The sequence below is a fragment of the Flavobacterium sp. FPG59 genome (genome assembly GCF_002150205.1).
Taxonomy (GTDB): Bacteria; Bacteroidota; Bacteroidia; order Flavobacteriales; family Flavobacteriaceae; genus Flavobacterium.
This window is the reverse complement of the sequence record NZ_MTCA01000002.1, coordinates 15,368-35,624: the sequence shown is the minus strand read 5'-3', so window position 1 is coordinate 35,624 and position 20,257 is coordinate 15,368. Positions and strand designations below refer to the sequence as shown.

Annotated in this window: 18 protein-coding genes; all 18 read right to left on the bottom strand. The window is 33.8% G+C overall.

Annotated elements, in window-relative coordinates; genetic code table 11:
- Positions 1-41 precede the first annotated feature (41 nt).
- The gene (locus tag FPG59_RS00460) at positions 42-1,061 is read right to left on the bottom strand and encodes a glycosyltransferase family 2 protein (protein ID WP_086452658.1); all 1,020 of its coding nucleotides are present in this window, start codon (positions 1,059-1,061) and stop codon (positions 42-44) included.
- The gene (locus FPG59_RS00455) at positions 1,051-2,070 is read right to left on the bottom strand and encodes an exostosin family protein (RefSeq protein WP_086452657.1); all 1,020 of its coding nucleotides are present in this window, start codon (positions 2,068-2,070) and stop codon (positions 1,051-1,053) included. The genes FPG59_RS00460 and FPG59_RS00455 overlap by 11 nt, the downstream gene beginning before the upstream one ends.
- Positions 2,071-2,075: 5 nt before the next feature.
- Positions 2,076-2,924 carry an FkbM family methyltransferase gene (locus tag FPG59_RS00450; RefSeq protein ID WP_086452656.1) on the bottom strand — a complete coding sequence of 283 codons (849 nt, stop codon included), beginning with the start codon at positions 2,922-2,924 and terminating at the stop codon, positions 2,076-2,078.
- The gene (locus FPG59_RS00445) at positions 2,914-4,467 is read right to left on the bottom strand and encodes a glycosyltransferase family 2 protein (RefSeq protein ID WP_086452655.1); all 1,554 of its coding nucleotides are present in this window, start codon (positions 4,465-4,467) and stop codon (positions 2,914-2,916) included. Before FPG59_RS00445 ends, FPG59_RS00450 begins: the two co-directional genes overlap by 11 nt.
- On the bottom strand, positions 4,464-5,612 hold the full coding sequence (locus tag FPG59_RS00440; RefSeq protein ID WP_086452654.1) for a glycosyltransferase family 4 protein: 1,149 nt from the start codon (positions 5,610-5,612) through the stop codon (positions 4,464-4,466). The genes FPG59_RS00445 and FPG59_RS00440 overlap by 4 nt, the downstream gene beginning before the upstream one ends.
- Before the next feature lie 90 nt (positions 5,613-5,702).
- Positions 5,703-6,575, bottom strand: coding sequence for a hypothetical protein (locus tag FPG59_RS00435; RefSeq protein WP_086452653.1), 873 nt, complete (start codon positions 6,573-6,575; stop codon positions 5,703-5,705).
- A 49-nt stretch (positions 6,576-6,624) separates the two neighbouring features.
- The gene (locus FPG59_RS00430; protein WP_086452652.1) at positions 6,625-8,058 is read right to left on the bottom strand and encodes an MBOAT family protein; all 1,434 of its coding nucleotides are present in this window, start codon (positions 8,056-8,058) and stop codon (positions 6,625-6,627) included.
- 1 nt (position 8,059) lies between these two features.
- A complete protein-coding gene (locus tag FPG59_RS00425) occupies positions 8,060-9,457 on the bottom strand; it encodes a UDP-glycosyltransferase (RefSeq protein WP_086452651.1) in 1,398 nt (465 codons plus the stop codon).
- A gap of 362 nt (positions 9,458-9,819) precedes the next feature.
- A complete protein-coding gene (locus FPG59_RS00420; protein ID WP_086452650.1) occupies positions 9,820-10,938 on the bottom strand; it encodes an acyltransferase in 1,119 nt (372 codons plus the stop codon).
- A 51-nt stretch (positions 10,939-10,989) separates the two neighbouring features.
- Complete coding sequence (locus FPG59_RS00415) at positions 10,990-11,871, bottom strand: N-acetylneuraminate synthase family protein (protein ID WP_086452649.1); 882 nt, start codon at positions 11,869-11,871, stop codon at positions 10,990-10,992.
- Positions 11,872-12,083: 212 nt separating this feature from the next.
- Complete coding sequence (locus FPG59_RS00410; protein ID WP_086452648.1) at positions 12,084-13,244, bottom strand: acylneuraminate cytidylyltransferase; 1,161 nt, start codon at positions 13,242-13,244, stop codon at positions 12,084-12,086.
- Positions 13,241-14,149, bottom strand: a complete 909-nt coding sequence (locus tag FPG59_RS00405) for a DUF1574 domain-containing protein (RefSeq protein ID WP_217875814.1) — start codon at positions 14,147-14,149, stop codon at positions 13,241-13,243. Before FPG59_RS00405 ends, FPG59_RS00410 begins: the two co-directional genes overlap by 4 nt.
- A gap of 1 nt (position 14,150) precedes the next feature.
- Positions 14,151-15,590 (bottom strand): MBOAT family protein, encoded by a 1,440-nt coding sequence (locus tag FPG59_RS00400; RefSeq protein ID WP_086452646.1) that lies wholly within the window; start codon positions 15,588-15,590, stop codon positions 14,151-14,153.
- A gap of 1 nt (position 15,591) precedes the next feature.
- Complete coding sequence (locus FPG59_RS00395) at positions 15,592-16,470, bottom strand: glycosyltransferase family 2 protein (RefSeq protein WP_086452645.1); 879 nt, start codon at positions 16,468-16,470, stop codon at positions 15,592-15,594.
- Between the two features lie 12 nt (positions 16,471-16,482).
- The gene (locus tag FPG59_RS00390; protein WP_086452644.1) at positions 16,483-17,628 is read right to left on the bottom strand and encodes a glycosyltransferase; all 1,146 of its coding nucleotides are present in this window, start codon (positions 17,626-17,628) and stop codon (positions 16,483-16,485) included.
- A 45-nt stretch (positions 17,629-17,673) separates the two neighbouring features.
- Positions 17,674-18,597 (bottom strand): glycosyltransferase, encoded by a 924-nt coding sequence (locus tag FPG59_RS00385; RefSeq protein ID WP_176330668.1) that lies wholly within the window; start codon positions 18,595-18,597, stop codon positions 17,674-17,676.
- Positions 18,597-19,421: a glycosyltransferase gene (locus FPG59_RS00380; protein WP_086452643.1), complete on the bottom strand. Its 825-nt coding sequence runs from the start codon at positions 19,419-19,421 to the stop codon at positions 18,597-18,599. Before FPG59_RS00380 ends, FPG59_RS00385 begins: the two co-directional genes overlap by 1 nt.
- Positions 19,405-20,235, bottom strand: coding sequence for an FkbM family methyltransferase (locus FPG59_RS00375; RefSeq protein ID WP_086452642.1), 831 nt, complete (start codon positions 20,233-20,235; stop codon positions 19,405-19,407). Before FPG59_RS00375 ends, FPG59_RS00380 begins: the two co-directional genes overlap by 17 nt.
- Positions 20,236-20,257 lie beyond the last annotated feature (22 nt).

Below are 20,257 nucleotides of genomic sequence, written 5' to 3'. Positions count from 1 at the left end.
GAAAAGCCAACGGAATTCTTAGCGCATCTTTTGCAATTTTATTAAAGCTCTCCATAGTTCTTATTTTGTACATGCGGCGGAGATAATAAAACCGATATCCATCCTACAACTCTACCTATGGTTTCTAAAAATGCAGCTTTTTTATCATTGCCTCTCAAAGAATTTGTACCTCTGATGCACAATAACAAAACTGTAATTACATGCCACTTGAGCCTATCCTTGATTTTAGGATTTGCATTCTTCACTCGCCACACGTGCCAACCGTTTCGAACAACCATTTTACCATATCTATATTGATTTGGTCTACCATAAGGTTCGTGATAGTGGTGCAATTGAGCCTTTGTATTGATAACATTTTTACCATATTGCATGACTCTCAAACTGAAATCAGCATCTTCATATAAACCATATCCTTCAAAATAAGTAGAAAATTGCAACTCATTAAAAACACTTGCCCGAAAGGACATTGCCATACCAATTAACAAATCTACATCATAGATTTTGCCTGTCAAGGGATAACCACAAGTGCGACCATGAGAGAAATTAGGCATTTTTCCCGGATGTAATGGAGAAGACAAACCCAGATAATTGCGAACTACATTACGTAATCCCTCGGGATAAACGTAATTTTCCCATTGATAAAAATAATTAGGATGATAAGAAATATTCTGTTTTTTTTCTTGCCATTTATTTTCGTTAGTGGCAACGCCACCTACCCCTACAATATTTGTATTACTTTTAAAAGTTTGTATAATCTCAAAAAAATAAGTTGGAGAAAGAACGGTATCATCGTCAAGGAAACAAATTACTTGAGAATTTTTAGCTCTTTTTTGAATTCCAAAATTTCTTTGCTTTGTTAAACCTCTTTCTGATTCATTTACTTTGTAATAAGCCACCTTATCAAAATTATGTTGTGCAATAGCATTTTCCGTATCTTGATTCTCACTCCCATCAATAATTAAAATTTCATCCGGATAAAGGGCCTGCTTCGCAACAGATAGCAACAGTTTTACCACGGCTTGTGGGCGCATGTAAGTACATATAATGAGACTAAACTTCATTTATTTTATTTTTAAAAATTCCATAGATAGTACTAAAATAAGCTTCTCGTTCTAAAAAATTCAGCCATAAATTACGGTTATCAATTTGCATTTGAATAAAATCTTTTGGTTCAATATCAGTGTGAAAAGCAACCAACTCTTGTATCATGTTTTCCTCAGATACCATTATGCAATGTTTACTCCAATCAATTTGATCATCTAGGGGCAATCGAATATCCGTGTTTACCACGACGGGAATCCTTCCCATGGCCAACGTTTCATAAAACCTAACCGAAAAATTTCCTGCTCCACGCATGCAAAACGTGTACGGATTAGCAGCAATATTATCAAAAAATTCCTGTCTTGCAATGGCTTTGTCCTGAACTGTTTTTGCACCAGCACTATAATTTTTTCTCAAAATAAAATTAGTTGCTACTTTTTCACTTTTTGATAATTGTTTTAAAAAATGATAACGTTTTGTACTAGAAGGATAAAACCTTTGAAAATCAGCTTGCTCCCGATTTAAAATTATATCTAAATTATTTTTACAATACCCAATTAATTCTTTTAACTGTTTAGTAATTGAATTAGCTGCATGCCCCACAAACCCTATTTGAGGCAACGCAATTTTAGGAATAGCAACTACTCCTTGATCTTTATTTTGAAAGGGGTCATTGATAAAAGACGGCAAAATAAAAGTAGTGCTTGGTAACTTAGAATGAAAACCACCGTTTCTAAATACATGAACAGCCGAGTCTAATGTTAGTCCAAAATCTCCACCAGAATACAGCCAAACTATTTTATGCTTTTTTTGGGCCTCAGAAATAAATTGATTTAAATCATTACGAGTACCAAACCGTCGCAAATTTACCGGAACTATTGCTACGTCACACGCTTCAATAGTTGGTACGAACTCGTAAAGGGTATGCAAAATACTATTATCTGTATAACACAAATCAAACAACAACGGAAAAACTTCTTTCCGGTTTTCAGGGGTTATAAACAGATGATTGGTATAGATCTTGACCATTTGTATTATTTGCTTTTCTTAATAAAAATAGTATTGAATGTCAACGTGTTAAAACTCTCCATTTCAATACACTTTCTATTCTCCACATCGTATCGAATTGGTACAAAATTAAACGAAAGTAATAATTCAAATATTTGTTGGTTGGTATGACCAAATTTCAAATTAGACGAGTTTAACTCAATAATAATATATTTTAGACTTTCACGCTTTAGTATTTCTGTTGCTCCTTTTAGAACAAAATATTCATAACCTTCAACATCAACTTTCAAGAAATTTGGGGCAAAATCAGCCAAAATTGTGTCGAGTTTTTTTACCTCAACAGAAACACATCCTGATTCCTGGTCTAAAGCAACTGCATTCATGACTCCCTTATGCTGTGTAAAATTCAAAAAGGATTCCTTTTCGCCTACTCCAATATTATGTGCTGTAATTTTTTGCGAAAGATTATTTAAGTCTATATTTTTTGTCAATTTTACAAATGTGGATGGTATTGGTTCAAAAGCTATTACATCTGCTTGACATATTCCAGCTGCCAGTAAAGTAAAATGTCCCACATTTGCTCCAACATCAACAAACAGCTCATTCGGTTTTAAATGATGCAACAAAAACATAGAATCTTCGTAGTCAAATAGTTTATAATAAATATTGGCCACAATACCTGCATCTCCTTTTTGAGCATAAAACTTCAAACCATCAATCCAATCATATTGTCTTGGTTTAGGATGTAAACTTTGAATACTATTGAACGAAACATATCTAAAAAAAGCTTTCAAAACATCATCTTTTGTTAAAGGATGCTGTTTAAAATCATCCCATCTTTTGAGTAATTTAGTATAGGCGTATTTAATTCTCATGTTGTCCTATTTTTAATTTTTGTGCCCAAAAAATGCTTCTTTCCCATTTTTTATTAAAATTACGAACAAAAAGAATACTCTTTAAAATGGGTTCTTTTATTAGAAGCTTAAAAAAAAGTAAGAGTTTAAAACCTTTTAATTGCTCTAAGGTAAAATGTTTTAAATACACATACAATATAGTTGGTGATGGTTTCGGCTGGAGGTAATCTTGTTCCCATAATTGAGGCAGTGGCGTTCTAAAACCTCCCGATGGTGCTTTGAGATGCGTGATTCTTAAACTGGGAAAATAAATAATATCACAACCTGAATTTCTTAATTGTAGACCAAAATCAGTATCCTCTCCATAACCAAATTCTAATGCCTTATCAAAACGAATGTTTTTTAAGGATGGTGCAGCTACAAAACTATTTCCCGACCCAAAAATACCCGATTGATGAATGGTATTGAATATTTGAGTTTCACCCTGCTGCAAATAAGCAGTAGTTATAGCTTCTATGCCATACTTTGTTGCGTTTTGTAACACATCCCGAATCAAATGTTGTCCAAATCGGTTGTCATCATCTCCAAGAAATACCCACTCGCTTTCCACTAGATCTAAAGCTAGATTTCGTGCATTGCAAGCACCCGTTTGATGTGTAAAGACGTGTTTTATAACAAAAGGCCAGTTTTTTTCTTGCAAATATTCTAGTTCTGAAATACTATCAGCAATAGGATTTTGCTCAATCACAACTACATGTACAGGCAAATGAGATTGGGCAGCCAAATCTAGAAGTACATCATATAAATACACTTTCCTTCCCAAAGTAGGAATGATAACATCAATAGAAGGCAACTCTTGAGCATCTTGGGCAGCATCTGTCATTAAGGACTCAAAATTAAGGTCCATATGCAAGCGACTTTTAAAAAACAAGGCCTTTAAAAGAGGAAAAAAAGCCAATTGTTTTTCATAAACCAACATCATAAAAAATAAAAAGAACACCCATTGCTTTTTAAAATGCTGACTCACAAACTTAAAAGCTGCAAAGGTACTAATAGGCTTTTCATGAATTACATCTTGATTATCAAACAATAATTGTGGTGCAGCATAACAAAATAGGCCTTTGATCATTCCTATTTTTGCAATAGAACACAAAAAATAATCCAAATTCACATTGGGTTTAAGCTGTGATTTATAGCGCTCTAGTACCGAGGCGTGTATCACTCCCACGGTTGAACTCATGCACCACGTAGGATACGTAACGGTGTGATTGACTTTTATAAAGGGAGATTGCTCTATATAACCTACTACATTTTGAAAAGGCAAATCTGCTGCTCCTTTGTAACTCAACATCACATTTTTATGCTTTGAAAGCGCATCTAAGGCTGTTAGATTCAGTTTTTTCTTCACGGTTTCATGACACCAAACTATTTTTGCATTTGGATTTTCCCTAGCTATAAGAAATAAAGTATGCGCAATATTGCTTCTATTTAACTTTGAAAAAAACACAGGTGAAACTCCATCAACGGCAGTAACTTTACTATCTCTATGATATACTATTATCACTTCTTAAGAATTGATTTATAAAATTGAATATTCTGCTCTACAATTTTTTCGATATCAAAATGTTCTTGTACATATAGGCTAGCATTCTTACCCATTTCAATACCAAGTTGCCGCTGCTCCAGAACAGTTAGAATACGATTTGCAAATTGTTGATGATCTGCAGGATGCACTAAAAAACCACTATCAGCATCTACCATTAATTCTTGCGCCCACCCAATATTGGTATTTACCACAGGTTTCTGCAAAGCCATAGACTCAATTGTCACCATTCCTAAGGTCTCTGCATAACTAGGAAAAATACATACTTGTGCTTGTTTTATGTGTTTTTGGATTTCTTGATACGGTATTTTCCCTAAGTACGTTACATTTTTTACGTCTTCACTGTAAAAACTTTGCTGCAATAACTCCCAAGTAGAGGTTGCTCCCGTTGCTATATCAGATGCATCTCCACCTATCAAAACCAGTTTGGCCACTGGGAATTTCGTACGCACGATATTGAAAATAGCAGGCAATTCCAGAACTCCTTTTTTTCTAATAATAGTGCCTATGTACAATAACAGTCCATTATCAAATTGTGTTGGATTTGGATTCTGAAAATCTTCTAATGCCAACCCATAATGAATGGTTTTTACAGTTTTGTTTTTAATTCCAAATAATTCTTTCGATACTCTTCCTGCGTAAGCTGTGGGAGCTATAAACGCCTTGGCTTTTTTAACAGCTTGCTTTTCGAACCAAAAATTTTTCCATTTTTGTTTGCGCTTTTCAAGATGACAAAAATAGGTATCACTACCATGAAAACGAATTACCAATGGCGCTTTTAGTTTCATAAAAGCAGTAATCCCTGTCCAATCAGGTGCTTCAAGAAGATCAATTTTTTCGGTGATTATCAAATCATTTACATAATCCTGAATGTATTTTCTATGCAAATACCAGCCTAGAAATCGGTATTTTTTTGATTTTAAAATATGTATCGTTACTCCATTTTCGTCAAGTTGAGCATTTTCCGCCTGACCATATACAATAACCGTTACCTTAATCTTTTGTTTAGCTAAAGCTACTACCAAGTTTTTAATACTTGTGCCAATACCTGCAGCGTGAGCCACTTGCTTATGAGGATATTCTGGCGTAAGAAAAGCAATGTGCATAAGGTATGGATTACAAGTTTATTGGCCAGTGTATTATTCTAACCCATAGACGTTTTTATTCTGCTCTATTTAATTTTGTGTTCTTTACTGTTAAAAAAAATCCTCAATTACAACTGAGGTAAACTTTCTAGCTCCTGCATCATTCAAATGTCCGCAAGATGAGAAATATTGATCTCCAATCACCACATTTTCATAATTATGAATTTCAGGATATAATTTCTTTACTTTTTCAAAATAATTCATGCCTTTGGTATTGCTACACATAGGCGTCATGATAGCAATAAAGTTAATGTTATTCTCTTTACAAAGCTGTTTTATTTCTTCAAAGTATTTGTTTTTCAAAGGCTTTAAGTTGGTCAAATCATTCTTCATATTTGCCTTTGGATTTTTGTACAAAGGATAATACCCTGAATTATCTAGTAAAGTCGTAGGCTTTTGTTGCACTACATTAAATAACTCTCTAAAACCTATTTTTGCATCAAATGCTACATACCTATAAAACGGTAGATAATACATGGATGCAAAATCAGTTTCATTCGAAAAATGATTTGCTATAGTTTGAGATTGATGCAAAAATGGTAGAAAATGTGATGAAACTCCCTCGTCACGCTTTTCGTTGGAGAGATTCAAATCCGCTTCTAAAACTACATTTTTTATAACATACTTTTTTTCGATCATTAATTTTAATAGCAGTGAGGCTTCAAAAAGATGTCCACCACTCATTCCGTAATTAAAAGCGTGCAACCCTTTTTGTTCAAACAATGGAGTTACAAAATGATTATTGGCTCTTGAGGATCCCAAAATAACCACATCAAATTTTTGAGCTTTTGAGTTGTAAACCTGTTCTATCTTTCCTCTTGTGGAGGATTGCAAATAAACAGAGGTGTACAAAACATCCAAGATCACTGCTAACAAAAGGAGTATCAAGAGTGTTTTGCCAATAAAAATTAAAAACTGCTTCATTATTTGTTTTTTCGAGGTTGAATTTGAGGTTTTCTTATCTTATTTATTTTTAAAACTGAAAATAAATAAATTCTTTATAATCAGCGTAAGTGCCTAAAGCTACAATAGCAACAAGACAAAGACTCAGCCTTAAATAACTGTATTTTCCAGAAATAGGTTCTACTTGCTGACGATTTTTCCATTCTACAAGAACAAAAGCTACTATCAGAAGTAAAATTTCATAGTTATACCTTTGATTCTCTAAATACTGTATTTCAAAAATACGATTCGAAAACATTCGTACGATGTACTCATAGGCAGCCTCAATAGATTTGGACCTAAAAAATATCCAAGCCAAACAGGTTAAAGCAAAAGTAGTCAGCATGCTAAAGAATACTTTAATACCGCTAAAATTCCAATTTAAACCAACCGTTTCCATATTCGAACGGTTGCGATTTAAAATCAACAAGGGCAAAAAGTACAAGGCATTGATAAAACCCCATGCAACAAAAGTCCAATTGGCTCCATGCCAAAAACCACTAACCAAGAAAATGATAAAGGTATTTCTAATTTTCATACCCATACCTCCTGAGCTACCTCCTAGCGGAATATACAAATAATCTTTGAACCAAGAAGAAAGCGAAATGTGCCAACGCCTCCAAAACTCAGCTATATCTCTTGAAAAATAGGGGTAATTAAAATTCCTTAACAAATCAATCCCAAACAATTTTGACATTCCAAGTGCCATATCAGAGTAGCCCGAAAAGTCACCGTATATTTGGAACGCAAAATATACAGCACCCAACACGAGCGATAAGGTATTCATAGACGGGTAATTATCAAAAATAGCATTCGCATAAGTTGCACAAGTATCCGCAATGACCACTTTCTTGACTAATCCCCACACGAACTGAAATACACCTTCTTTAGCTTTTTGATAATCAAAACTGCGCTTCACTTTTACTTGCGGTAATAAATGGGTCGCTCTCTCAATAGGACCAGCCACGAGCAAAGGGAAGTAACTCACAAATAAGGAATAATCTACAAAATTATATTCAGCTTTGATGCGCTTGTAATAAATATCAATCACGTAAGATAAGCCGTGAAAGGTGTAAAAAGAAATCCCTACTGGCAACACCACATGGAGTAATAATGGACTGGTTTTAAAACCAAAACCATTTAGTAATTGAGAAAACGAATCAGCAAAGAAATTGTAGTACTTAAATACTCCTAAAAATCCTAAATTGATTGCTATACTAAGCCAAAACCAAAATTTGCGCGCCGTTTTACTACTGCTTTTTTCTATTTGAATCCCCGTGTAATAATCTAAAAACGTGGAGGAAATTAACAAAAATAAAAAACGCCAGTCCCAACACGAATAAAAATAATAGCTCGCTACAATAAGAAGTGCATTTTGATAGGACTTGTTTTTATTACAAACAAACCAATACAAGATAAAAACAATGGGCAAAAATACCGCAAAGGCAAGTGAATTGAAAAACATATTAGTTTTTTAAAATAGTTTCTATGGTATCCCAAATAGTTTTAGACGCAACTGATGGATGATTTGACGCAACAATATCAAACCATTTTTTCCCTACTGAAACATTGGATACTTTTTCTTCTAAAATTTGCTCAACAAAGAATTCTAAATCTTTTTTATGGGTACAAAAAACGGCAGCATCTGGGCTGGGCATACTCCTAAAATGAACATAGTTATAGTTTTGGCCTATATCCCGAATGCCTTTTTTCAATTGAGGTTGCTCGTAATTAAAATACAAACAGGATTTGTTGTGCAAAACAAAATCAAAAACAGTTGAGGAACACACATTGGCCACAAATTCTGAATGTTCACATACATTATACAACAAACCTAAATCAGCTTTTGTGGGTAAAATTTCATTCCATTGTGTTCCTTTGGAGGTCCACAAAGGGTCTATCACAGCAATAACATCTTGGTATTGCTGTACTATTTTTTCATATCTCGTGGTAGTATCTACGGGGCATTTCCTGTAAATTATTCCCAGATTATGTCCTTTACTGTTTAAACTTCGTACGGCTTGCGCCAAATCCTCTAAATAAAACTGATCCAGTGGTGAGGTAGTTTCATCATCGCCCGAAAAACAGATGTACTTTTTATGATAATCCAAATTATGTTGGTTACAAAAATCCATTCTGCTTTGTGCCAAACGCGTATCAAAATGAGGTTCAAACTGTGGAGTCCCAGTTACAAAAACTTGATGTTCTTTGATAAACGGATAATAAGTCAATACTTCTTTTTTCATCAGATCACTCCAAACACAATAAAAATCTGTTTCTATGAGTTGCATCGCCTTTGGAACATTATCCCAAGAATAGACAAAACCTACTGTAGGAATTCCTAAATCTTGGGCAGCAAGCAATGCGCTTATTGATTGTGTGGCACGCTGTGTGGTACAAAAAACAAGATCTGGTTTATGGGCTTGAAGCTGGGCTTTGCAATACTGGTATTTTTTTGTAGAACGTTCTAAACTATTGATTCGTTTTCTAATGCGAATTATACCTGCCTCAGAGGAGTTAAAGCCAATGAGTATTTGGGTAAAGACACTCTTTAAAATATTTTTGATTCCTTTGTAACTAAAGGGAAATTTATAGGTGGCGTAAACGGGGTCCTTGAATTTTTTTTGAGATACATTCAGTTCAACATGCTTTCTAGCTCGAGTGTACAAAGGTGTTAGTGGATGTATTTTATGATTTTTGAGTGGTAATTCCTTATAACCCAATTCTTTTTCAAGTGAAAATACCGTGTTATTCCAGTATACAATAGTATTACCGCGTTCCTCTCCCAATTCCTTAAACTGAGTAAATGCAAAATTGCGCAACCCTACTCCATCTGGAAAAAAAACAAAAACTTTTTTATTCATGCATGCTTGGTTTTAATCTTTACAAAAGTAGATCCATATCGTTTTGAATCGTACAAACCTACTGCTTTTTCTGTTGAAGTTTGTTGATTCAATTAAGAAATTAAAATATAGCTTCGTGAATTTCTGTTGCAAAATGTAAAGTAATCGTAGATACGGTTATCCAATACGACTTTTCGATACATTTTTACTTCGTTACTCTGCCTAAAACACTTGAAGCAATGGGTGCAAAACTTATATAATATGATCGTAATAAAATAAAATAGAGGCAATTCACACTTAACAAAAACCATGAAAATCAACACATTCCACTAAAAGTTTTAAAAGCAATATTTAACAATATATTTCTATTCTTCTATTTTTTATTATTTATCTTTTCTCAATTTCATGATGGGAAGCTCAAAAAATTTATACATCAAAAATGCCAAAGAAATAGTGCAAATCCAATATAACAAATATCTTACTCCGTAATAAAAATGACCATCGTTTTTAAACCCACTTATTAGATCAAACAATTTTAAAATCCAATCTTGTACAAGCGTTAAATTTATTAAATACATTGAATAAGATATCAAACTTATGAGTGTACAACATTTAAAAAGAAATCCACTACCAGTTTTTATAGAACATAAGTAAGGTAACAATAATAAAGTGCCTATTGATGCAGTTGAAAACGAAAAAACACATTCATATAAATCAAAGGAACTAATATTAAAAGTTCTAAACTGTACAAAAAACAATATGACCAATCCAATTATAAAATAAAATTGTTTTTGCCTTTCCCAAAGACGTTGATGATAAAATGAAAGATAGGAACCAAATACACCAAACATTAAACTATCTAATCTTGTTGACACTTGTTTTCTAAATAATAAATCCCAATCATTCAAACTACTAACCTCAAGATTAGTATAAAGATAAAATCTAAATAAATTGATCGTAGCAATTATAGTTAGTGTTAAAATAAGGAATGAATGTTTTGTAGAAAATTTTAGAATATTTATGAAAAAAACTAATAAGATTGGCAATATAAGATAAAACCATTCTTCAATACTTAAACTCCAAGCTTCAGGAAAAAAGTATGGATGTGCTGAAAACAAGTTTTGTGAAAATATGTAATATTTTAAATATGCAAAGCTAAAACTATGTTTCACAATTAAATTTAATGAGACAAGCACTGTAAGTACTAAAAAATAAACAGGTAAGGTTCTTAGCCATCTTTTCTTCCAAAAACCAACCAAAAGGGTAAAAGTCAATTTATTTTTATCTAACAATTTTATTAAAATCCCGCCAATTAGATAGCCACTAAGAACAAAAAAGATACTAACACCATCAAAAATCAAATAAGACAAAATTTCACAGTCCATGAATGGCAAAAGATTATTGCCATGACTAGCTACAACGAAAAGAATTGCAAAACACCGAAGAATATCCAGCCCATAAATCCTATCTGTTTTAATACCAAATTTAAATATATCTTTCATATTCACTTTAACAGGACTCAATCCTTATCACCTCGATTTAGTAATAATTGATTAAGCGTTAGTCTTCCTATTCTTCAATTTATCTCTTTGCACTTGTTCAATTGGCAAAATATCCGTTGCCTTCATTGACAACGCTTGGTAAACTGCTTTTAAATCTCGTGTCAACTTGCGCATACCCATAGGCTCAAGAGAGGCAGCATGATCAGTGCCTTTCCAAGTTCTATCCAAAGTATAATGGCGTTCAATAATAGCTGCTCCCAAGGTATAGGCAGCTACATCTACAGCAATTCCTAAATGATGACCTGAAAAACCAATTTGTTTTACAACTTCACCATATTTACTTTGCAAAGCGTTAATTTCTAACAAACAAACACTGTCAAATGGAACTGGGTATCCTGAAGTACAATTGTATAAAACCAAATCTTTATTGCGTTCTTTTTTCACGAAAAAGTCAACAATGTCTTTCGTTTCATCTTGCGTTGTCATTCCTGTCGAAATATGAATTTCCCCTTTGTAATGGTCGCATAACCATTCGAGCATGGCATAATTATTATTACATGCCGATGGAATTTTTATGAATTCAGGTTTTAAAGAGGCTATTTCTTGAGCTGATGTTACATCCCAAACTGATGTAGAATATACTAATCCAACTGATTCACAATATTCTTTTAACTCAGCATGTTGTTCCACTGTGAATTCTAGAAACTCACGGTGCGCTCCATAGGTATCGCCATACGAATTGTCTCTATTGGGATGAGGGGAATTGTACTGCTCTGGAGTAAGTAACTCTTTGTTGTTGCGTTTTTGAAATTTTACGGCATCTACATTACAAAAAATCTTTGCAATATGAATCAATTCCTTTGCAATAACCATATCTCCTTTATGGTTACATCCTATTTCAGCTATTACATAAGGTGCTTTGTATGCCTTCATTTTTTTTAATTTTAGTAAGCAAAGAAAATTATTTTTTTCATAAAAACGATTACTTTGCCGTATTAATATTTGGCTAAAAACAACTCCTCAACACTATTGCTTTCACAACATACATCGAACTTTACAAAAACATTCGACTTTACAAATGCCATCTCATTATTTGTATTTCTTTTCGTATTGTAGCATAATGCAGTTTGAGTAGCTGCTTATTTTTAAGAGTAGCGCAGGTTGTATTTCATAATGCGCTCACACACTTCCCTAATGGCACCTTGAGCAGATGCTTGGGTCAAAACATAATCCGCATGTTGTTTTACTATTTCAGTTCCATTAGCTGGACAAAAAGACCAACCGACACTACAAATGTTGGCCAAATCATTCACATCATCACCTACATACGCTACTTGCGAGTAAGAAGCTCCCTCATTTTTTAAAAATTGTTCCAGAAATGAATATTTGTCTTTGACTCCCATAAAACAATGTTCTATCTGCAATTTTTTCATGCGGGTTTTTACCAATTCAGAGTTTTCAGAGGTCATAATTACAACTTCTACTTGATTTTGTCTTATTATTTCAAGTCCCATACCATCACGCATGTCAAAATACTTCATCAATTCCCCATCAGCTCCATAGTATACCCCTCCATTGGTAAAAACACCATCAACATCAAGAACCAAATAGGATATTTTATCATGCATTTTACTTTTTTGCAAGCGATGAGCCAGCAAGTGTGTTACAATTTCCCAATCTGAAGTTGAATCAATTTCCGTGTAAGACTCTTCACCCATCTCTACAAGTCCTATCTTGCCGCTTATTCTGTTTTTTGAATGTGCAAAAGCGGCTTTGGTAGTGGCATATACGGCACCGTTCTCAACCAAAAGTCCTTCAAAATCTTGGCGTCTAGGCCTGTTGTAGATGTCATAATTTTTTGGTTTACCCGATGCATCCCAAATAAAACGGTGTGTTTTAACCACTGTAAGTGCTGCATCATAAGCTTCCTGCTCTACTTTGGCTAAAACGGTATTAATTGCTGCTCTTTGGGTTAAAGGTGACGTAGCCTGAAGCAAGCACAAAACATCATAATCATGAGCTATAAGCTTAGTAAACTCATTCATAACACTTTCGGTTGAGGCAGTGTCCGTTGCATTCTCATCACTTCGCAAGAGTACTTTTACTTTTGAACTCCAATGGTATTCTTTTTCTATATAGTGAATGATTTCTGTATCATCTGTAAACACATATATTTCATCTAAATTTGAAAAAATAGCTTCACTCAAAACCCAAGAAAACAAGGGTCTCCCCAACATTTTTTTCTTGTTTTTTCCTGGTATTCCTTTAGAGTTTTTGCGTAGCGGAATCAAACCTATTTTTTTCATTTCAGGTAATTTTTATTTTGTATAAAGGTACTTATTTCATTTGTAAAAACTTGGGCGGCTTTTTGCTGCAAATGGGATTCGTCATGAAAACTAGCTTCCTTTTGATAAATCGTGTTCAGGGTATCGTAAACCATAACATCATGTGCAGGCACCATTTTTAAAAACCGCTTGTAAAATTGTTTGTCGAATGCCCCATGACTGGGAGGAAAAACATAAACTAATTGTATTTTATTTTTCAAACACAATTGTTGTAACGCCTTAAAAGCGGTTATTTTTTCTGTATTTTCTAAAGCACTATTGTACAATTGAACCGAATTTTTTTTACCAATAAAAGAAGCTTTTCTGTTATAAAAAGGCATGGAACCCCAAGCATCAATTTTTCCGTCAAGCGGAATAGCTACTTTTGAAACTGAAAAATGTGATCGATTGAGACGCGCCAAACAAAAAACCCACGAAAGCACATTTTTTTCTTTTTGACGGATCAACTCTTGTGTGATATAATTGTATTTAGCTAATGGATACAAACGATCAAAACGAAAATTAAGTGTTTTTTCATTTACAAATTCATGCGGATTATCAATGGTTAAGACTACCATTTTTGGCTTTTTATTATATTTCAAAACTGATTTTAATACAAAATAATGAAACCTAACATCTGATCCAGGATAGGAAAGATTGTATGTACTGTGCCTTGTTTTGCTTTCTATTTGTCCTGCCAAAATATTATTTGCGCCTCTTGAAGACCCTAAAATCAACACCTCTTTGTTCATCTTTCCCTCTAATATTTGTTCTAAACGCGTGTCGTACTCCAGTGTAGGCGCATGATGTAAGAAAAAATAAAACATCTTATCCACCACAAAAAAAATAGCTAAAAAAAGGACACTATGGAGGATAAAACGGCGCATATTAAAATTGAAAATAGATGAATTGTTGTTCTACAGGACTACTAAACACGAAAATGAGAATTAAAATAAAACTTATAAAAAACCATCTAACTACTCTATTTCCTTGTAAATTAAAGTTTTCTAATGCAAATGCATTCCTACGTCCAAACCATTCTACAGTGATACAAAATAAAATAAGTACTAAAACATTGGTCGGGCGTACACTGGGTATTGTAAATAAAGAAATTGAAAAAATACCCGAAATATAATCAATAGCAGCAGACAAAGAATTGGCCCTAAAAAAAATCCACGCTAGGGTTGTCATTAAAAAAGTAGTACCCATTTGAAAAACCTCCTTAACACTAGGCCATGTATTTGAAAAAGCTACTATCTCAATATGCTTTCGATTTTTTTGCGCCAATAACAAGGGCACAAAATACAAAGCATGTAAAAGTCCCCAAACAATAAACGTCCAATTGGCTCCATGCCAAAAACCGCTCAATAAAAAAATGATACAAACATTTCGGATTTTAAAAAAACGAGAGCCTGCACTACCTCCCAGTGGGATGTACACATAATCTTTGAACCAAGAGGATAATGATATGTGCCAACGACGCCAAAACTCAGCAATATCTCTGGAAAAATAGGGGAATGAAAAATTTTGAAGCAACTCTATTCCAAAAAGTTTTGAGGTTCCTAAAGCAATATCTGAGTAACCACTAAAGTCGCCATAAATTTGGAACGCAAAAAATAATGCTCCCATAAATAAGGTGCTTCCGGATTCCTGTGGTACATTATTAAAAATTGCATTGGCGTAAAGCGCACACTGATCAGCAATCACAATTTTTTTAAACAATCCCCACACTATTTGGTACAATCCATTTACTGCTTGCTGGTATGAAAATGTTCTGTTTTTTTTGAGTTGGGGTAATAAATGGGTGGCTCGCTCAATAGGCCCAGCAACCAAAAGGGGAAAATAAGATACAAACAAAGCATAAGCTATGGGGTCTTGCTCTGGAACCAGTCTTTTTTTATAGACATCAATCACGTAAGACAGTCCGTGAAAAGTGTAAAATGAAATTCCGACTGGTAAAATAATTTCCAACACATACAAATCAATATCCCAACCCAACACCTGCAGTGCTGACTGCATAGAAACTGCAAAAAAGTTATAATATTTAAAAATTCCGAGGAAAGAAATGTTAATTCCGATGCTTGTCCAGAACCATATCTTTCGGACTTGTTCTGATTTTGAATTTTGCATTTTTAACGCCGATACATAATCTAAAGCAGTTGAAAACAACAACAATCCAAGAAACCGGACATCCCAACAAGAATAAAAATAGTAACTACACAACAACAAAAAAATATTTTGAGCCTTGCTTGATTTACCCAAAACATACCAATACACCACAAAAACTATGGGTACAAATAAGGCGTACATGAGGGTGTTAAAAAGCATATTAGTAAGGCATATTTTTTAATTTTTGAATTGATTTAAGCGTTTTCTTTTGAATAGGAGATCTGTATTTTAAGGTATCAAATAAAGTAAATATCATGTGTCCTACAGCGCGCCAATACAATTTAAAAAAAACAAAATCAGTACAAGCATAGCGCTTGAAATTATGAAAAAGCAAGCGCGCTATTACAGGCAAAGGATTAGGATAATAGACCAGATAGAGTTTGAAACTATTGCGTAACTGTCGTTCAAATCGGAAGTAATTCTTGCCTTGCAATTTTCTTTTTTCGATGTCAATTCTATGATTGACTACAATATCATGTGCAAAAAATATAGAATAGCCCGTATCCAAAACCTCAAAAGCCACGCAAGGTTCCTCCCCATAAATATCGATCCACGTAGGGAACCCATTGGTAATGGCGTATACTTTTTTGGCTATAGCAAAACCACAACCTACAAAATCATTCGTATAAAAAGATGTTTTATTTTTTGCTTGAAGCAAAGCTAAATCATCTGTTGGGTAAATTCCTTTAACTTCCTGAAAAGCCAAGATTCCCAGTTGAGGATTAGTCTCAAAATGCTGTTGTACCTTTGGAATAAAATCAGCACTAATAGGATGTGCATCATCATCAAGACCAATGAATATAGTACCCACCGCTTTTTGATACAAAATAGCCCTTGCCGGAGAAGCACTAATACTATGATTCCAAACGGTCCATTTGACCCAACCAAATTCTGTAACCAATGCCTGAGTAGCCTCACACCCATCAATAAATACTAAAACTTCATGCTTATCAATTGTCACAAGATTTTGCAACCGTGATAGCGTATACCGCAATTCATCGGGTCGGTTTTTAGTAACAATTAAAAAAGAGATATCCATATTGTAGTAAAGCTAAACCGTAATTGAGTCGTACAAATGTACTATTTGTGATTGCAATACTGCTCTATCATAGTTTTTAGTACAAAAGGCAACATTGTATTCTTGTGCTTTTTCCCTGAGGGTAGTGTGCTGCAAAGCAGTTGTTATATGATGCGCAATCTCCGTAACATCCAACGGATTTGCAATCAAAAGCCCATTTTTTTGATGTTCAATAATTTCAGAGGTAACTCCGCCAGGATTAGACTGAATGGGAAAAGCCCCCATACCCATAGCCTCAAGTAAACTATTGGGCATACCATCTGACAGGCTGTTACCAAGGTACAATATGCTTTGCCCCATTTGTTTCAACAGAATTTCATTTGGGACAAATTGATTCCTAGGTTGTATTTCAACATCGTAGTTTTGGAGTTTTTTTGAATTTTTAAAAAACGCCTCCACCACTGCATCAGCACTAAAAACAATAATTTTTTTATCCGAAAGCAACACAGGATCAACCAGTTCTAGTGCTTTACCTATTTCCAGTGCTTTCCCAACCTCATCATCATATCCTTTTATAATAATGCAGTTTCTTTTGTGCCAAGGCAGTATCTCTCTTTTAGGATATGCAATTCCACCATTTCCTGGATAAACGCCTAGAAAAAAATTTCGAAACTGATTTTGTAGTGCAAGCGTGTAATCTCTATGGCAATCCGTGATTAAATAATCCACTCGTTTTAAAAAGCGATGCACGTTTTGTGATGACAGACCCATTTCTTTATGATAAAACAAATCACTCCCCCAGGAACTATAAATCAAAGGGATATTGGAATATTCTTCCATTACTTCAAGAATAGGTATTCCCGCAAGTTGCATTTCAAAACACTGCACTACATCAGGTTTGATTTGCTGCAACTTTTTTTCAAAAACTTCAGCAAGCTTGCGTTCGTTAATTTTTTGAATTTGGCTATACGCTTTCGGGAATCGAGACTTGATGAAGTGTCTAAACGGAAAATCCCACCTCAACTTCCAACCTTTAATTTGGTGTACCCATTGAATTTTCTCAACTATACCTCCGCCATCAGTACTATCAAACCAAAATACTTCATGCCCACTATCTTTCAATTGGTTCACCCATTGAAAAAAATGATGATTGGGAATGGCTACCATGAGTATTTTCATGAGGTAAATTTAAATCCGTTATTTATAAAAAGTTGGAGTATTTTATTAGTATTGCTTACTCCAACGTTTGTTTAAGGAATAAAAATACATTTTTACCACTTGCCAATTCGATTTTAACTGCAAAATATTTTTCAGGAAGCATATGAATCCTTTTCTAAATTGCCCCTCCATGTTGTAACTCGTCATCCGATTCACTTTAAGGCGACTCAAACTGTTTGCTATGGTTTTTTGATGTGACGCAAAAGAGTGATCCTGTACCATACATTCTAAAATTCCTATGTTAACCTCAAGAAGTGAACTACTTGTGGCAATTATGGGTGACGAAACTCCAATACCAAGCCTGTACATGGCAGTATAATCTTGTAGAAAGTAAAGTTTACCTCCGTTTCTTAAAATCCATAAATAAGTAGGCCAATCGCCGTATGGAAATTGCAAGATCCACTGAGGCAATGGATCAAATTGTAAATGATTCCGAAAGAGCACTGTAGCAGAAGTAATTAAATTATCATACACTAGATCCTCAAATGTAAACTCCAGTTTTTGACGCAGTTTTTTAACTTGCTCTACATCTCCATTAGGATGCAGCAACTCATAATTTGTAGCAACAATAGAAAAATCTGGATTTGCTTCAAGAAAATCAACTTGTTTTTGCAATTTGAAAGCATCAGTCCAATAGTCATCTCCATCACAAATTGCAATATATATTCCATCGCAGGCTGCAACAGTTCGCATATAATTAGCAATTAATCCTTGATTGTAACCTAAACTTGGTAAAAGTTTTATAGTATCAGGAAACTTTTTGGCGTAGTGCTCACAAATTTCTCGAGTATTATCAGTGCTGCAATCCTCTCCAATAACCAACTGGTATGTAAAACTTGTTTTTTGCATCAACACACTTTCAATTGTCTGACCTATAAAAGCTTCTTGATTGTAGGTGAGCATAAAAATACTGACGGTATAAGCTTTCATTACTTGGTTGATTTTAGAATAGAAAAACCAAAAAATGTTTTGCAAAAGGCATTTAACACATACCTTTTATTGGTTAATTTGCTTGCTAAATTATCATGCTCTCTTACAAATTTACAATACTGAAACTGATACAAGTCACTGTATTTCTTGGCGATATAGGATCTGGAAGCCAATTTCATTTCAGGTGTAAACTTTTTGATCATTGAATTTTTTGAAACACGGTATTGAAATGTAATCGAATCCATAAAATAGAACTGTGCCTGAATAGTTCCAAAAGCCAACCATAAATCCCAATCTTCGAGTCCATCATAAGGTAAATTCTCTTCATAACCGCCTACTTTCTCCCATGTTGATTTTCTAAATATGGCACAAGCATCAATGTAATTGTCTAAAAGCATTTTCTCAATATTATAGGCACCAATGTTCCAAACACCCGTTTTTTCACCAATAAATAAAGCATTTCCATGAACCACATCGATATCGTTTTGTGCTTCTAGAATTTCAACTGCATTTTTTGCAAAATCTGGCATCACTAAATTGTCTGCATCTAAAGGCAATATGTATTTGCCTTGCGCTCTTGTAATTCCATAATTTCTAGTTTTACCCAAACCCTCGTTGGGTTTTGAAAAATAGTGAAATCTACTATCGCTCTTAACCCATTGCAAAACAATATCTTCTGTATTATCTGTGGATCCATCATTCACAATTATTGCTTCCCAATTTTGAAAATCCTGGGCAAAGACAGATTGCAACGTTTCCTCTAAAGTAACTGCTGCATTATAACAAGGAATAATGATACTTAACTTATTATCCAACTCTGTCATTCGAAAATATATTTTTATTTAACCCAATTGTTGTTTCACTGACCTCAAAAAGAAAGAATCCATTACTTTGTAATACTGTGTAAATTTCATCTCGGATATTAAACTCATCGTGAATTTCTATAGCAACTACTTGTGTTATCTTTAAAAACGATACATCTTGTCCTCTTTTAAATATAAACCGTTCTGCCCCTTCGATATCAATTTTTAATAGCGAAATATATTCCAAATTATTTTCGCTTATAATTTCATTGATAGTAATACCTTTTATTTCACCGCCTTCATCTTCTTTCGTAGTAATAGCCCAATCCTTTTTATCACCATATTCCCTCTCTATGATATATTTACTATTTGCCTTTTCACTTAGTGCTCGGTTATAAATAGTAACATTCTCACTGTTAGACAAAAGGCTGACATTTTTTTGGTACATGTCAAAATTAGACTTTGATGGCTCAATACCGTAAATTTTAACGTTACTTAAATATTGAGAGAAAAAAACAGATGTATATCCAACATTAGCTCCTGCATCGATTATTATCTTTTCTTTTTGAACATTTAAATTAAAATCTATGAGATTCAAGACAACATTGTATTCCTTAAAATTAAATATTTGCTTAAAGACTTCGTAATCGCTATATTCTTGACCTCTAAGCAATACTGTAAATGAGTTAGCGACTTTTAGCACATAGAAATATCCCTTTTTTTCAAAATGGGTAATGAGTCTATTGGATCTTAATAAACTCTCAAATCGCTGCTCTTCAGTCTGCTTTAAAGGAATAAGGATGCGGTATATCTGCCTTAATTTTTTTAAATTCATTTTACATTTTCTATTGCGAATT